Below are 13,913 nucleotides of genomic sequence, written 5' to 3'. Positions count from 1 at the left end.
AAACACGGCGTAAAAACCGATTCAGTTCATTGTCCTCAATCCTTGTCTGCTTCATTTTCTTTTACGAGATCGTTTTGTGAATCTTTTTCAGAGAGTTTTTGATCAATATACTTGTCAATGTTTTCATAAAATTCCTTGGTCGCTTCACTATCTAATGTTGGCGAGTTCTGAACTTGATTCACTTTCAATTGAACAGATTGAATACCGTAAGAGGCTTGTTTTTGGTGGAGTGTTTCTAATTCTTCTTCTGAAATCGGATCTCCAACAACCGTCAAGACCAATTCATTGTTACTTGACTTGTAGACTTGATTAATAACCGTATAATTGGCGAACTCTTTTCCTACAAACTGTTTGATCCCTTCTTTGCGCGCTTGTTCTATTGTCAGAGTAACTGCCGAATAGCTAGCTGGAAGAATCAACAATACAATCAAAGAAATCAAGCCAATTCTCATTTTAATGCTCAGCTCTTTAAATGAAGTTAAAGGAGATTTTCTCATCAAAATTCTTGTTCCAACAATGTTGGCTAGCATGATAAAGACACAGTTGATCAAGAAAAGATAGAGAGCCCCCAATAAAAATCGTACATTCCCATTAGCTAAACCATAGCCAGCAGTACAGATAGGCGGCATCAAAGCTGTAGCAATGGCTACTCCTGGCACGATATTGTTTGCTTCTTTTTTCCTTGAACCGATCACACCAGCAATCCCACCAGCAATAGCAATGAGAACATCCCAAATGGTTGGAGAGGTTCGTGCGATCAACTCGCTACTTGCATAAGACAAGGGAGAAATCCAGAAATACAGAGTCGAGACAAGCAAACTGACCAACACTTGAGTCAATAAAACCTCTAGAGATTGCTTGATTAAACGCGTATCAAAAATAGCTAAACCGAATCCCAGTCCAACAATCGGTGTCATGAGAGGTGAAATTAACATGGCTCCAATAATAACAGCTGTTGAATTCATATTTAGACCGATAGAGGCAATAAAAATTGCACACATCAAAATCGCTGTATCTCTCAATCGAACATGAAGGTCATCGTATAATTTCTCACGGTATTCCCGTGTTGAATAATTGGCAGTCATTTGTCCTCTCCTCTTTCCTTATTTAAATCGGTATAATAATTAATAATAACAGCTGATAAACAGCCAAAAAATATGAGCCCATAAATCGTCAAGAAGACACTGGTAATCCTTCCAATCAAGGTCACAGCTAGGAGATCCCCGTAGCCGACAGTCGTCGAAGTCACAAAAGCATACCAAAGACCGTCTCCGTAATTTGTGATAGCAGGTTCAACTAGGAAAAGCACGCCTCCTGACCCAAAAACAAAGGTCACAAAACTCAGAGCAAACCGAGTAAAACCCGTAACCTGTATAATATGCCATAACATTTTTAAACGTCTCATTTGTTCTCCTTATTCATACTAGCTCCTGACCGAGCCGTTTTTTCCAATAATCAAAGTGAAGATAGGACATGATCTCCATCAGAGAAAGATAGACAAACTGATAGATCTGATTTAAGCTGATTATCAACTGATATTGTTTGAAAAATGACTGGAAGAAAGACCAGATATGACTGTCTTGAATCAGTCCCTTCTTAACATCAGACAGGATATTAGCTAAAGCTCCCAAGGACTGAAACGGTAAATCCTTGACATTTATATAGATCCGGTCCACCACATCATTCAGACTGGTATCTTGGATGGCATGAAATTCTCCAAAGAGAACTCCTGCCGCTCCAAGAGTAGAAACAAATTCCACCAAATAATTTCTGAGGAAATTTTCTCAACCTTTTCCCATAATGTGTTTAGTGCCATCCATAACGATCCCAACCAGAAAAAGGAAAGAAAACAAGCAAAGAAATTTTGCCGTAAATCCCAAAAAGCTTCAAGACTTGGTGTTGTTGGTTTTTCTAACTCTAAAATCAAGATGGTCATAATAATTGCTAGAACAGCATCTGTCAATACAATTAATCTGTCTTTCTTCATCGGATTGCATCCCCTTTCTTTTTTGTAACATTCTATCTTATCGCATAATATTGGATATTCTTTCATAATCCGACTACAAACAAAAATAAACCAAAAAGTCTGTCCCTATTATGCTATATTTAACTCTAGAAGTATTCATCCATCTAATTAATAAATATATCATATTTCACAATAAATGAATACTATCAAAGATTCATCCCCTTTCACTTCATCATTTAGTGTTGCTTAGATTTATCAAAAACAACCAAATTTGTATTAATTTCAAGTATCACCTAGTTACAAAAATTTGGGGTGAACAGAAAAAGCATCCCGTATTTTTGATACGAAATGCTTTCAATAAGTTTAAATAAGTTTTAACGTTTACTAAATTGTGATGCTTTACGAGCTTTTTTCAAGCCTGGTTTGGAAAGTATGAGTTTCAGTTGGACTAAAAACAGCGTAATATCAAGGCTTTTCAAAACGATATCTACTAATTAATTTCATAAAATTTGAATCAATATTTTTTAAATAGGGGAATAGTTTAGGTCTGTAAGCATTAAAATAATACACCTAACTTTGGTCACCGTTTTTTAGTTACTCACTCTTTTTTCAGATAGTGTTTTTAAAGTTATGATGTAAAATGCCGCAATTAAAACACTATACATCATAATTGGAGGATAGACAATTAAGGATAGAATCAATCCCACTCCTTTAATTATTAGGTCAGGTATCAATAACTTTCTATATTGTGCGGTAGCTTCAAGTAATTCTTTCTGATCCATATTGGGTTTATCAATTACTTTATGTAAAAACCAGTTGGCTACTGTTGAAGCAACAACGATTAATCCGTAAAAGAGCTGTGCCGTATGGTTCATGAAATGACTACTAACGATTCCAGTAGCATAGGGCATAAATGAAACAAAAAATAAAAGATACAAATTCTTTCAAATTCCTCCCTTTTCAACTTGGCTAACTTGACCTGCATTACCTAGGTCGCTTTGCTTTAAATTATACTTTTTTCTTAAACATTTGATACGAGTAGGTATTTCTTGTGAGTAATTTTCATCAAAAAATTTCATATATAATCTCCCTATAATCATGGAAAAGTAGTAAAAATAGTTGTTATCCTAGTTGATTAAAAAAATCTCTGATTTCCTCATCTTTTATAAAATAATATATAATTTTCCCCTCTCTTCTAGTGTCCAAGATGTTTTGATTGGCTAGTTTACGAAGATGGTGGGAGGCAGATGCCATACTGAGATTTAATAAACAGGCTATATCGCAGACACAGAGTTCTTCGACGGCAAGGAGATAAAAGATGATATTTATCTGTTTATTATCGGTAAATTTTGATAAAATGCGAAGTGATTTTTGGACTTTTTCCTTTTCAAGGTAGTTCGTTGCGGTTGTAACATTTTGTTGATTTATAACATCCACTTGACAGATACTATCTTTTTTCATAATTTTTTCTCCTAGCCTAACACAGCCCATAGCATGTCAAAGCTGTTGTTTTCAATCAGGATATACATCCCCAATCCTAAATAGACAACGGCAATAAACCATCTGCTATATTTTTCCAAAGTTTCTCCAACAGAAGGGACTTGTGCCAATTTTTGGGCAGAAAAAACCAATAGATAAATCATGACTAGAAAAGTAAGTAAAGTCACTATCAAATTCGCTAAATTTAAGGTGGTAAAATATGGGACAAAGACACCAATATTGTCAGCGCCACAACTTGCAAAAGTAATCATAGCGACTAGAAAAATCAGGTTTTTATTGTCTTTTTGCAAACCATCTTTTGCAATAGCTTCTCCATCAGAATCTCCTAAAAGCAAAACTTTGAGGCCTAGGAAAATTGGAATCAAACCGAGTAAACCTAAAATCTCTTTACTAGGAATATAATTTAAGACAAATGCAAAAAGCAAACTTAGGAATATTAGACTAACAGAGCCTAGAAATTGTCCTAAATAGATGTTAATGATGTCCTTTCTGCTTTTTCTTTTGGCAAAAAATAACATTAGGATAATAAGTAAGTCTACGGCTGTCCCAGAATACAGGATTATTGAAGTAACAATATTTTGAATCATAAAACACCTTATTCAAATATATTTTTGAATGTATTCTAACATTAAACTTTGTAGATGTCAACTTAAAATCCACCAATTAATAATTGCATGTCAATATTTGTATTGTGAAACTAGTTTCAGAAATATATAGTCTTAAAGTATGTCCACTGCCAATGGTTTTTTCAATATTTAAAAGGAGAGAACCAATTTGGTCCTCTCCAGGGTATAATTTTCCACCAACCCACTACAGTTGACAAAGAGCCGTTATTCTCAAATGAGACAACTCCTTTTAGTTTTTATAACCTCAGCTTCTCGGTCTCTTACCTACTTTTAATAGAAAGACTACGAAGGACGATTCTTAAAGTAGTCAGATTGTGCAATATCGAAAGATTAGATGGGCTTAACCAATTTAACAACCCAAATCCAATTAAACTTCCATTTATTACAACTGTTTCTTGAATATTTCTTTGAATTAATTTCTGCAACGATTCAGATAAAGAATTCAATTCCTCGAAGAAATCTAAACGATTATCTAATAATAAAATATCACTCATCTGCTTAGAAATATCAGCACTTTCATTCATCACAACCCCAATATCTGCAAGCGTCAAGGCAGCAGAGTCGTTTAACCCGTCTCCAACCATCAAAATAGTTCGGCCAGCTTTCTGTAATTCCTGAACCAACTGAAACTTACCATCTGGTTTTAAATCAGTATAAACGTTGTCAAATGGCAGATCTTTAACCAACTCTTCTGTTCTAGCCAACGTATCACCAGTTGCCAGAATCAGTTTTTTCCCTTGGCGCTTTAGCTTTTTCAATGCAACTTTCGCCTCGCTTCTCAAGGGAGTGTGGATACAAAACATCCCAATTAATTCTTTCTTATAAGCCAAAAACAATAAATTGTAATGAGTCTTATATTGCTCAATCAAGGCCAGCTGCTCAGAACTAATTCTTACCTGTTCGTCTTGCATTAGTACATAATTTCCAATGACAACCGATTGACCATCAATTTGCGATTTAATCCCTTTGCTTGCAACATACTGAAGCTTGCCATGCATTTCTTCGTGTTCAATGCCTTCAATTTCAGCTTGTTTAACAATTGCATTGGCAATAGGATGATAGATATGTTCCTCCAAACATGCACTTATTCTTAAAATATCTTTCTCAGTATAATCTCCGAAAGGAAGAACCTTTTCAACCAAAGGATAACTCGTCGTGATGGTACCCGTTTTATCAAACAAGAAAGTATCCACTTCCAGATATTTTTCTAATACATCACCATCTTTAATAACCATTTCTCGATTTAGACCTTCCTTTATGGCCGTAAGGTAGGCTACAGGTGTGGATATTTTTAGAGCACATGAAAAATCCACCAATAAAAAGGAAATGGCTTTTGAAAACGAACCTGTTAACAGATAAGTCAAACCAGCACCTAAGAAGTTATATTTTACAACCTTGTCTGCCATCCTAATAAAATGACGTTGTTTTGTCTTCTTACTCTCTTCAGATTTTTTCATCAGATTGATGAGTTGCAAAATACGACTGTTTATCTGATTATCAGTCACACGAATTCTTAACTCTCCTGTTTCCAAAACAGTATTCGCACATACAGAATCTCCCTCTTTCTTTTCAACAGGGAAGCTCTCTCCAGTCAAGGAACTCTCATTGACCATGCCTAATCCTGAAACCACTTGGCCGTCAAACAAGATTTCATTACCTTGGGAGACAACTAATACATCACCTACTTGAACATCAGAACTCTTGATGCTGATGACCATGTCTCCCCGCACTAAGAAAACATCACTTTCTTTAGCAAGAAGGCTTTGTTCCAAATCTGTTGCTGTTTTTTTTAAAGACCACTGATCCAGATGATTACCCAAATCAAGCATAAACATGATGTTGCTAGCTGTCTTGGATTGGTTCATAAACAAGGACAACAAAATGGCCGAACAGTCCAAGACCTCCATGGTTAGTTCCTTGCGCGCTAAAGTTTGATAGGCTTCTTTGACATAACCCAAAGCCTGATAAAAAGTCCAAATATAACGAATAGGGTAGGGTACAAAACTTCGAAACAGCAAACGCTTAATCGCTGCACCCGATACAATTGAATAAGCACTCTCTTCTCTACGAATGGGAAGAGTCATCAAGTCCGAAACTTTCCCCTTGTCAATTTTTTTTAAAAAGGCCTCTGCATTTTCTAATACAGAGAAGCCTTCTTTCATACGTAGAGTAAAGTGCTGCTGATCCATATAAAACTGAATAGAGTCGATCCCTTTTTCATCTTTAGCCAAGGAACGAAGATAATCTTGAATATCCAAGGTCAGTGAAAACGAGGACGATAATCGGATATGTTGATATCCTCTGTGTAGCACTTTAAAAGACATATTATTCACCTGTCAGGCTATCTAATTGTTCTTCTTTCTTTTCCTGTTCGTATAAATATTTAGCGTCTTGTAAAACATCATCACCGTGTTGTTTTACAACAGAAACAGATGCATCCAGTCCATCTTTCAATTTGTAAGCTTTAGCCAAGGCCTTAGAATAGCCTTTCTTAGCTTCTTTACTTGCTAAGACTTTCAAGCCAAGCGTCCCAAATGCTACCCCTCCTAAGAAGAGAGATGATTTTTTCGCAACTTTTGCGACGTTTAATACTTCTTTTAACATGTTTATTTCCTCCTTGTAACTATTGTAGCGAAAAATGACAGCAAAAGCAATTGCTGATATCTGATATATAGATAAAATTCTCTATACTGATATTTAATTATATTATGATGAAAACAATATACTTTATTTTTTGATACTGTAAATAATTATGTGTAAACACTTAAGTAGAGTTACGGAGTGTTAATTAAATAAGCTTTCAAGTGTATCAGAACATTGACCAAACCCTTTATGGATTCGTTGACTTTGCTTGAAATTATAATCTTCAAACAACGTAACTAAGTAACGTTCCAGAGCCTCCTCATTAGGAAAAAGAACCTTCTTTTTCGTTTGATGTTTGATTTCTTTGTTAAGAGACTCAATGAGGTTTGTCGAATACATGCTGTGCCAAATCTGGTAGGGAAACTGATAAAAAGTTAAAAGATTATCCGTCTTCTCCAGACTTTCCATGACTTTCCTATACTTTGGTTTCCATTCGGCGAGAAAGTCCTCTAAAGCTTGTCCTGCCATTTCTAAATTTTCAGCACGATAAATCATTATAAATTGCCCCAGAATAACCGCTCTATCTGCTCGTTTCACTTTACTAGCTAGATTTCGACTAATATGAATTAAGCAACATTGTTGTTTAGCTAATGGGTGAGCCTGACTGATAATCTGCTCAAGCCCCTTAAAGCCATCTGTAACTACAAGAGAAATCTGTTGGATTCCTTGGTTTTGAAGCTTGTCTAACAGGGTGGACCAAGAAGCATTGTTTTCTTGAGGCAACTGTGCATAGCATATCTCTATGCGACTAAAGTCGCTAGAGCTATCCTAATTGCGCACCGCCAGTTCTCATAGAAAAAAACACCTTGCAAGATGCAAAGTGTTTTCGTTTGTATTCTGCTGTCCAGCAACGAATTAACGTTTAGAGAACTGGCTAGCTTTACGAGCCTTTTTCAAGCCTGTTTTCTAGTATTTTTATATCTATTGGCAGATTATCCGACTTATCCCCATCAACATCTGACTCTAACTCAACCTCTGAAGAAATCCTAATATTGCGTACTTTGATATATTCGATATTATTGTTACCTACTAGATCCCCTTTTTAATAAATCTGGGATAGCCGATAATTTAGAAATGATGGATGAATCCTTTAAAATCAAGATATTTCCATATTCATCTGTATTTTCATCAAATAGTTTTTTGTCTGCATAGTAATTGGATAGAAGAACTAAGACCTGAGTAGCTTCACCTTCATAATTGCCATTTTTGCTTTCAAAAGGTAATAATTGCTTGTTCATAGCTTGGCGAATCAGTTGCACCAGCCAAATTAATTGTCTTGACCGACGAATAAAGCGACTTCTTTCAAGAATTCGACCATAAGGAAACAGTTGGCAGATTCTATAAAAGTGTCGATGTGATTCGGCACGCTCATCAGACTCGCTACACAGAGCTGGTACATAATATCTGCTATAATTTTCTGGAAGATTTGGTCAAGCGGTCTTTTAGCCGTGTGACAGGCATACAGGAAAAACACTATTTATTTACTTTTTGCACGGGAGGCTTTAAGATGTTGCTGGACGCCTTTCTTGATAATCACTCAGAGTCGCCAGAGTGTCTGGGCTGGGATATGGCAAAGATATACCGCTGCCTGAAACTGTTCTTTGACGCTGATAAACGCGACATATCAATTAAAATGTCGCACTAAAATGATTGAAAAGTGATTGAAACTGTATTATAATGAACGTATATATTTAGAAAAGAGGTACTAACTATGGAAAACCTAGTAGTTTCAGTCTTTAACACTGAAAGCGAAGCTTATCAGTCCTTTGCGGATTTGAAGGCTTTCCGCCAAACTCAGACGACCAAGGTTGCTCAAATCGCCTTGGTCAAAAATGAAAACGGTCACATCGTTGAAAAAGAACGCTATGACTTTGAAGATTCAACGACGGATGCAACCCTAGAAGGTGGCTTGCTCGGTGCAGTTATCGGGCTTTTGGGTGGTCCTATCGGCGTCTTGTTTGGTTATGGTATTGGCAGCCTCTATGGTTTGGCTGCTGGTGATACCGTTGATACGGCAGAAGCTGGCTTGATTGACGTTGTGTCTCAAAAATTGATCGACGGCGAAACAGCCGTTGTCGCCTTGGTGCAAGAAAACAACGAAGCAGTCATCGATGCTTACTTCACCAAGTACGACACCCAAATCGTGCGTTGGGATGTAGCAACCGTCGTAGCCGAAATCGAAGCAGCTCTGCAAGTCCAAGAAGACCTCTACAACCAGGCACGTGCACAAATGAAGGCTGAACGTAAAGCCGAACGCAAGGCTAAACTTGAAGAATTCAAGGCAAATGTCAAAGCAAAATTTGACAAATTGAAAGCCTAACGTCTAAGCGTCTCATAAATTTAAATGTGACTGAGACGCCATTTAAAATTTATGTGCGTCGGATTCTCACAGTTAAATAATTGCGTTGACAAAGCCGTTACAGCCGTTCTTCCATTCTTTGAAAAGAATGTTTAATAGACAAGAAATCTGGACTAGTATTGGTCTGGATTTTTTTGTGAATATAGAGGTCATAGCTTTTTGACTATGCTTCGTTATAATTAGAAAAATTTTAAGTTTTATCAAGATGAAATCAGTCAGACGAAGACATCCCGAATTAGCACCAGCATCACCACACAAACTAAGACATACTGGTGCTACTCTTGCTAAACAAGCAGGTGTTTCTCTTGAAGCCTTCTCAGAAGCTCTTACTCATAGTGATAAAGAGATTACAAAAACTTACGTTAATATCAAAGATAAAGTCAATCAGACTGTAGGTGATATTGCTTTTCGTAGTTTAAAAAATTGATGGGGTGAATATGGGGTGAATTTTGGGGTGAACTTTGATTTTTTGAAACAAAAAAGACATCCAAGAAATAATTCTTGAATGTCTGTAAACGTTGATATAATCGTATTGATTAACGTTTTGAGAATTGTGATGCTTTACGAGCTTTCTTAAGACCTGGTTTCTTACGCTCAACTTTACGTGAGTCACGTGTAAGAAGTCCTGCGCGTTTCAATGAATCGCGGAAGTCTGGGTCTACTTGAAGAAGGGCACGAGCGATACCGTGACGGATAGCTCCTGCTTGACCAGCGTAACCACCACCTACAACGTTAACGAAAACGTCGTATGAACCTGCAGTTGAAGTAACTGCGAATGGTTGGTTGATTACAAGACGAAGGTCAGCGTGTGGGATGTACTCTTCAACATCTTTTTTGTTAACAGTGATTTTACCAGTTCCTGGAACAAGGCGAACGCGTGCAACAGCGTTTTTACGACGTCCAGTACCTGCATATTGTGCTTGTGACATACTTTATTGTTCCTTTCCTTAGATAAGTCCTGAAATATCAAGAACTTCTGGTTGTTGTGCAGCGTGAGTGTGCTCAGCTCCAACGAATACTTTCAATTTCATACCTTGAGCGCGGCCAAGAGTATTGTGTGGAAGCATACCTTTAACTGATTTCTCAATCAAACGAACTGCATTTTTAGAACGAAGTTCACCAGCAGAGATTGATTTCAATCCACCTGGGTGGTTTGAGTGAGTGTAGTAGATCTTATCAGTTGCTTTTTTACCAGTCAATTTAACTTTTTCAGCATTGATAACGATTACGAAGTCACCTGTATCAGTGTGAGGTGTGAATGTTGGTTTGTTTTTTCCGCGAAGCACGCTTGCAACAACTGCTGAAAGGCGTCCAAGAGGTACATCAGTTGCGTCAACAACGTACCATTTGCGTTCTACTTGGCCTGGTTTAGCCATGAATGTAGTTTTGTTCATGATTTCTCCTATTATGAATATCGTTTTTGTTTACAGGGCGGATGTTCCGGTCCGCAAGTTATTTGAAAGGTTCCGGGGCCTTACAAATGGGGTAAACAATACCGCCTACTATTGTATCAAAATTCTAAGATAAAAGTCAACCGATTTGGAAAATTATTTGCGATTTTCTTTTCCTATGACAAATCCGATCAAGGCATTCGGGCCGACATGTGCAGAGATGACTGGTCCAAGGGGCATCACGAGGACTTCATCGACGCCTTCAAGCGCAAGCATTTCTGCCTTCAACGCTTCAGCTCCTTCTAGATCGTTTGTATAAGAGACCAAGGCTGTGCTTCCACCGATATCGGTTTTGATCAGCTCCAGTAATTCTCGGACGGCTTTTTTGCGTCCACGAACTTTCGTAATGGGGACTAATTTCCCTTCTGCATCAATCCAGAGAATAGGCTTGATGCTGGCTAGACTTCCCATGATCGCAGCACTCTTAGAAAGACGACCGCCACGCATGAGGTGGTAGAGATCATCGACAAGGAAATAGGTCCGCAGTTTTGGAGCTAAAGCCATGATCTCTTCTTTGGCTTCTGCTAATGAGCGACCCGCATCGCGCGCTGCTACTGCCCGCATGACCAGGTAGCCCTCTCCAATCCCAGCAGCCTTCGGATCGACAATCTCGATCACGGCTTCCGGGTAGTCTTCTAAAACCAGGTCTCGTGCCATGACTGCACTCTGATAGGTCCCAGATAAGACCGATGAAAAGGCTACATAAAGTACAGCTTTTCCTTCTTTTGCAAAGTGCTTAAAGGTCTCCTGGAATTGGCCCACATTGACCTGACTGGTTGTCGGCTTGGCCCCATTTTTCATGGCTTCTAAAAGCTCAGGGCTGGTCAATTGACCTTCTCCTACTGTCTGGTAAACCGTCCCATCTAACTCAATGGTCAAACCAAGAATGGTCACCTGGTGTTCCTTGGCCCAGTTTTGGTCCAAATCTGCTGTCGAATCTGTTAAAATAGCAAATGTCATTTCTTGTCTCCCATCATTTCTTGTAATTGTCGCAATACTTGGTGATCAAGCGGTCGCATGGGTGGTTTTTGATCATTGACCACTCGCTGCGCCTGATTGAGGCTTCCTTTGACGACTGCGACTCGTTTCTCTAACTCTCTCGCGGATACCCGAAGGGCTCCTTGAGCAAAGACAGTCCATTGTTCATGTAAGTCACTGGTCGCGACGGATACCTGGTGGAGGGGCGTATTGAGCTCTGCCGCCAAGCGCTCGATATAGTCGTCTGCCGTCTCATCCTCACCGGTAAAGACCACCTGAACATTGAACTCATCGTAGGTCTGCCGCACTCCTGGCATATACTGGGCATCAAAGACACAGATGACTTCGATCCCTTCAAAGCTAGCATAATGGCTCAGTTTTTGCAGGAGGATGTTGCGCGCCGCATCGAGCTCACTTTTTTGAAAGAGCTGGCGGGTCTCCTGCCAGAAGGCAATCATATTGTAGCCGTCAACCAATAAGATTTTTCGTTTCATATCATTGCCTTTCTACTATTTATAGTCGGTTGCGAAAGACCTCATACATGAGGATGGCTGCTGCCACACTGGCATTGAGGCTTTGAACATGGCCATTCATAGGAATGGTGATCATCTCATCGACTTGCTTTTTGATATTGGTTGAGATCCCTTTTCCTTCATTACCAATGATCAAAGCCAACTTACCAGCCGTATTCCACTGATGAGATGGCGTGCCGTTCATGTCGGTTCCAAAGATCCAGAAGCCCTCTTCCTTTAACTTATCTAGGGTTTGGCTGAGATTGGTCACACGCGCAATGGGAATGTGTTCCACTGCTCCAGTAGAAGTTTTTGAAACCACGGGTGTTACCCCGACTGCCCGGTGCTTAGGAATGATGACCCCTGAGACATTGGTCGCATCAGCTGTCCGCAAGATAGATCCAAGATTGTGCGGATCGGTCAAGCCATCGAGAATCAACAAAAGCGGGTTCTCCTCTTGGGCTGTCTGTTTCAGAATCGCTGTCAAGTCTGTGTAAGCAAAAGCTGCCACGCGAAGAACGAAGCCTTGGTGAACAGCTCCTTCTGTCATTTCCTGCAGGGTTTTCTTTGGCGTCCAAGAAATCGACACTTTTTTCTCAGTTGCTAAGGCCTTGATCTTGTCAACATTTTTCCCTCGGAGGTCTTCTTGAATATATAATTTATTGCCTGTATTGGCTTGTAAAGCCTCGGTGACTGCGTGGACACCGTATACTATATCGTTATTTTCCATAGAACTAGTATACCACAAGAAAGGAGGATGAGGCCAATTCATGATATAATGAAATGAAATCTATCTCAGCGAAACCAGCAAAATAGAAAGGAAGCCATGCCTCTTTTTCAACGAACCATCAAGCTCACCTTGGCCACCTGTTTAGCAGCTGCCCTTGCTTATGATCTGGGCTTGACCTATGCTATCTCAGCTGGCGTCATTGCCATCTTGAGTATCTCTGATACGCGTCGCAGTACGATCAAGCAAGCCTACCAGCGCTTTATGTCGACCTTGCTGGCCCTTGTGATCGGAAGTATCGCTTTTTCCTTTTTTGGATTCAACCTTTGGGCACTGGGAATCTTTATCGCTCTCTATGCTCCTTGTGCCTTTCTAATGGGATGGCAGATCGGCATCACGCCTAGTACGGTCCTCGTCACCCATCTCTTGATTGAGCAGTCTACTTCCTGGGGGCTCTTGCTCAATGAACTTGCCCTCTTTTTAATCGGGACCAGCTTTGCCTTGCTGGCCAATCTCTATATGCCTTCTAATCAGGCTGCGATTGATCACTACCATGATGTTGTCGAAGACCAACTGAAAAAGATCCTTGGTCGTTTTGCGGAATTACTTGGTAAAGGGGATGGTCGCAACGATGCCCGCTTGATCAAGGAATTGGATAGTATCCTAAAGGACGCTTTAAATCTCGTCTATCTGGATCATTCCAACCACCTTTTTCATCAAACCAACTACCACATTCACTACTTCGAAATGCGCAAGCGTCAAAACGACATCCTGCGAGATATGGCAGAAAACGTCAACCGCTGTCAGTTAGCAGCGAGTGAAAGTATGATCCTGGCTCAACTTTTCAAGAAGACTGCGCAACAGTTAAGTCAGGAAAACCCTGCTCAGGAGCTCCTCAACGATATCACTCAGTATTTGGCGATCTTCCGCGAACGGCCCTTGCCCAAGACCCGGGAAGAATTCGAAACACGCGCCACCTTGCTCCAATTGTTAAGAGATTTAGAAACCTTCATTCAGGTCAAGGTTGATTTTTACCAACAATTTCATCAGGAGACAGAATAGACAGAGAAGCCCTTGCTAAATGCAAAGGCTTCTTTATTGCGGGAAATGTTGAAAACGCTTTCCTAAAATGGTATACTGGAGTAGGAAAA

Annotated in this window: 18 protein-coding genes and 3 pseudogenes; 3 read left to right on the top strand and 18 right to left on the bottom strand. The window is 39.4% G+C overall.

Annotation, left to right across the window (positions count from 1 at the left end):
• Positions 1 to 35: 35 nt before the first annotated feature.
• The 13 genes and pseudogenes from HMPREF9186_RS08050 to HMPREF9186_RS11570 form a co-directional block, all read right to left on the bottom strand.
• Entirely contained in the window at positions 36 to 1,085 is a 1,050-nt protein-coding gene (locus HMPREF9186_RS08050; RefSeq protein ID WP_000126416.1) for a DUF389 domain-containing protein, read from the bottom strand.
• Positions 1,082 to 1,405, bottom strand: coding sequence for a potassium channel family protein (locus tag HMPREF9186_RS08045; RefSeq protein WP_001253404.1), 324 nt, complete (start codon positions 1,403 to 1,405; stop codon positions 1,082 to 1,084). The genes HMPREF9186_RS08050 and HMPREF9186_RS08045 overlap by 4 nt, the downstream gene beginning before the upstream one ends.
• A gap of 13 nt (positions 1,406 to 1,418) precedes the next feature.
• Positions 1,419 to 1,760, bottom strand: coding sequence for a hypothetical protein (locus tag HMPREF9186_RS08040; RefSeq protein WP_000397556.1), 342 nt, complete (start codon positions 1,758 to 1,760; stop codon positions 1,419 to 1,421).
• The gene (locus tag HMPREF9186_RS11215; protein ID WP_004240734.1) at positions 1,685 to 1,987 is read right to left on the bottom strand and encodes a TMEM175 family protein; all 303 of its coding nucleotides are present in this window, start codon (positions 1,985 to 1,987) and stop codon (positions 1,685 to 1,687) included. Before HMPREF9186_RS11215 ends, HMPREF9186_RS08040 begins: the two co-directional genes overlap by 76 nt.
• Before the next feature lie 569 nt (positions 1,988 to 2,556).
• Positions 2,557 to 2,841 carry a hypothetical protein gene (locus HMPREF9186_RS08035; protein ID WP_232198441.1) on the bottom strand — a complete coding sequence of 95 codons (285 nt, stop codon included), beginning with the start codon at positions 2,839 to 2,841 and terminating at the stop codon, positions 2,557 to 2,559.
• 69 nt (positions 2,842 to 2,910) lie between these two features.
• On the bottom strand, positions 2,911 to 3,045 hold the full coding sequence (locus tag HMPREF9186_RS11695; protein ID WP_002889641.1) for a hypothetical protein: 135 nt from the start codon (positions 3,043 to 3,045) through the stop codon (positions 2,911 to 2,913).
• A gap of 43 nt (positions 3,046 to 3,088) precedes the next feature.
• Complete coding sequence (cadX, locus tag HMPREF9186_RS08030) at positions 3,089 to 3,427, bottom strand: Cd(II)/Zn(II)-sensing metalloregulatory transcriptional regulator CadX (protein WP_000711078.1); 339 nt, start codon at positions 3,425 to 3,427, stop codon at positions 3,089 to 3,091.
• Positions 3,428 to 3,438: 11 nt separating this feature from the next.
• Complete coding sequence (locus HMPREF9186_RS08025; RefSeq protein ID WP_009732200.1) at positions 3,439 to 4,053, bottom strand: CadD family cadmium resistance transporter; 615 nt, start codon at positions 4,051 to 4,053, stop codon at positions 3,439 to 3,441.
• A 299-nt stretch (positions 4,054 to 4,352) separates the two neighbouring features.
• On the bottom strand, positions 4,353 to 6,416 hold the full coding sequence (locus HMPREF9186_RS08020; protein WP_009732199.1) for a heavy metal translocating P-type ATPase: 2,064 nt from the start codon (positions 6,414 to 6,416) through the stop codon (positions 4,353 to 4,355).
• A 1-nt stretch (position 6,417) separates the two neighbouring features.
• Complete coding sequence (locus HMPREF9186_RS08015) at positions 6,418 to 6,696, bottom strand: DUF6110 family protein (RefSeq protein ID WP_002893755.1); 279 nt, start codon at positions 6,694 to 6,696, stop codon at positions 6,418 to 6,420.
• 180 nt (positions 6,697 to 6,876) lie between these two features.
• Positions 6,877 to 7,467: pseudogene (locus HMPREF9186_RS08010) on the bottom strand (IS256 family transposase); the annotation flags it as partial.
• A gap of 148 nt (positions 7,468 to 7,615) precedes the next feature.
• A pseudogene (locus HMPREF9186_RS11665) lies at positions 7,616 to 7,949 on the bottom strand (diacylglycerol/lipid kinase family protein); the annotation flags it as partial.
• A 3-nt stretch (positions 7,950 to 7,952) separates the two neighbouring features.
• Positions 7,953 to 8,096 (bottom strand): annotated as a pseudogene (locus HMPREF9186_RS11570) (IS982 family transposase); the annotation flags it as partial.
• A 350-nt stretch (positions 8,097 to 8,446) separates the two neighbouring features.
• On the opposite strand from HMPREF9186_RS11570, the gene HMPREF9186_RS07995 reads away from it, so the two are divergent.
• Positions 8,447 to 9,055 (top strand): DUF1269 domain-containing protein, encoded by a 609-nt coding sequence (locus HMPREF9186_RS07995; protein ID WP_002893760.1) that lies wholly within the window; start codon positions 8,447 to 8,449, stop codon positions 9,053 to 9,055.
• A gap of 244 nt (positions 9,056 to 9,299) precedes the next feature.
• Positions 9,300 to 9,521: a tyrosine-type recombinase/integrase gene (locus HMPREF9186_RS07990; RefSeq protein WP_002893762.1), complete on the top strand. Its 222-nt coding sequence runs from the start codon at positions 9,300 to 9,302 to the stop codon at positions 9,519 to 9,521.
• A gap of 109 nt (positions 9,522 to 9,630) precedes the next feature.
• Here HMPREF9186_RS07990 and rpsI read toward each other — a convergent pair whose 3' ends face one another.
• From rpsI to rlmB, 5 genes are all read right to left on the bottom strand, one after another.
• Positions 9,631 to 10,023, bottom strand: a complete 393-nt coding sequence (gene rpsI / locus HMPREF9186_RS07985) for a 30S ribosomal protein S9 (protein WP_002893764.1) — start codon at positions 10,021 to 10,023, stop codon at positions 9,631 to 9,633.
• 18 nt (positions 10,024 to 10,041) lie between these two features.
• Positions 10,042 to 10,488, bottom strand: coding sequence for a 50S ribosomal protein L13 (gene rplM, locus HMPREF9186_RS07980; protein ID WP_002876943.1), 447 nt, complete (start codon positions 10,486 to 10,488; stop codon positions 10,042 to 10,044).
• A 153-nt stretch (positions 10,489 to 10,641) separates the two neighbouring features.
• A complete protein-coding gene (locus HMPREF9186_RS07975) occupies positions 10,642 to 11,505 on the bottom strand; it encodes a DegV family protein (protein ID WP_009732197.1) in 864 nt (287 codons plus the stop codon).
• Positions 11,502 to 12,017, bottom strand: a complete 516-nt coding sequence (locus HMPREF9186_RS07970) for an NYN domain-containing protein (protein WP_009732196.1) — start codon at positions 12,015 to 12,017, stop codon at positions 11,502 to 11,504. The genes HMPREF9186_RS07975 and HMPREF9186_RS07970 overlap by 4 nt, the downstream gene beginning before the upstream one ends.
• Before the next feature lie 19 nt (positions 12,018 to 12,036).
• Positions 12,037 to 12,765 carry a 23S rRNA (guanosine(2251)-2'-O)-methyltransferase RlmB gene (gene rlmB, locus HMPREF9186_RS07965; protein WP_037614147.1) on the bottom strand — a complete coding sequence of 243 codons (729 nt, stop codon included), beginning with the start codon at positions 12,763 to 12,765 and terminating at the stop codon, positions 12,037 to 12,039.
• A 96-nt stretch (positions 12,766 to 12,861) separates the two neighbouring features.
• Here rlmB and HMPREF9186_RS07960 point away from each other — a divergent pair, with 96 nt between their 5' ends.
• Positions 12,862 to 13,824 (top strand): aromatic acid exporter family protein, encoded by a 963-nt coding sequence (locus tag HMPREF9186_RS07960; RefSeq protein ID WP_009732194.1) that lies wholly within the window; start codon positions 12,862 to 12,864, stop codon positions 13,822 to 13,824.
• Positions 13,825 to 13,913 lie beyond the last annotated feature (89 nt).

Source organism: Streptococcus sp. F0442 (assembly GCF_000314795.2).
In the GTDB taxonomy this organism is placed as follows: domain Bacteria; phylum Bacillota; class Bacilli; order Lactobacillales; family Streptococcaceae; genus Streptococcus.
Note: the sequence above shows the minus strand (reverse complement) of the source record. Positions and strands in the feature narration are given on the sequence as shown.

Bases quoted from the DNA above. Each gene is read 5' to 3' on its own strand.
- HMPREF9186_RS08050 (WP_000126416.1), bottom strand. From the start codon at position 1,085: ATGACTGCCAATTATTCAACACGGGAATACCGTGAGAAATTATACGAT.
- HMPREF9186_RS08045 (WP_001253404.1), bottom strand. From the start codon at position 1,405: ATGAGACGTTTAAAAATGTTATGGCATATTATACAGGTTACGGGTTTT.
- HMPREF9186_RS11215 (WP_004240734.1), bottom strand. From the start codon at position 1,987: ATGAAGAAAGACAGATTAATTGTATTGACAGATGCTGTTCTAGCAATT.
- HMPREF9186_RS08035 (WP_232198441.1), bottom strand. From the start codon at position 2,841: ATGAACCATACGGCACAGCTCTTTTACGGATTAATCGTTGTTGCTTCA.
- HMPREF9186_RS11695 (WP_002889641.1), bottom strand. From the start codon at position 3,045: ATGAAATTTTTTGATGAAAATTACTCACAAGAAATACCTACTCGTATC.
- cadX (WP_000711078.1), bottom strand. From the start codon at position 3,427: ATGAAAAAAGATAGTATCTGTCAAGTGGATGTTATAAATCAACAAAAT.
- HMPREF9186_RS08025 (WP_009732200.1), bottom strand. From the start codon at position 4,053: ATGATTCAAAATATTGTTACTTCAATAATCCTGTATTCTGGGACAGCC.
- HMPREF9186_RS08020 (WP_009732199.1), bottom strand. From the start codon at position 6,416: ATGTCTTTTAAAGTGCTACACAGAGGATATCAACATATCCGATTATCG.
- HMPREF9186_RS08015 (WP_002893755.1), bottom strand. From the start codon at position 6,696: ATGTTAAAAGAAGTATTAAACGTCGCAAAAGTTGCGAAAAAATCATCT.
- HMPREF9186_RS07995 (WP_002893760.1), top strand. From the start codon at position 8,447: ATGGAAAACCTAGTAGTTTCAGTCTTTAACACTGAAAGCGAAGCTTAT.
- HMPREF9186_RS07990 (WP_002893762.1), top strand. From the start codon at position 9,300: ATGAAATCAGTCAGACGAAGACATCCCGAATTAGCACCAGCATCACCA.
- rpsI (WP_002893764.1), bottom strand. From the start codon at position 10,023: ATGTCACAAGCACAATATGCAGGTACTGGACGTCGTAAAAACGCTGTT.
- rplM (WP_002876943.1), bottom strand. From the start codon at position 10,488: ATGAACAAAACTACATTCATGGCTAAACCAGGCCAAGTAGAACGCAAA.
- HMPREF9186_RS07975 (WP_009732197.1), bottom strand. From the start codon at position 11,505: ATGACATTTGCTATTTTAACAGATTCGACAGCAGATTTGGACCAAAAC.
- HMPREF9186_RS07970 (WP_009732196.1), bottom strand. From the start codon at position 12,017: ATGAAACGAAAAATCTTATTGGTTGACGGCTACAATATGATTGCCTTC.
- rlmB (WP_037614147.1), bottom strand. From the start codon at position 12,765: ATGGAAAATAACGATATAGTATACGGTGTCCACGCAGTCACCGAGGCT.
- HMPREF9186_RS07960 (WP_009732194.1), top strand. From the start codon at position 12,862: ATGCCTCTTTTTCAACGAACCATCAAGCTCACCTTGGCCACCTGTTTA.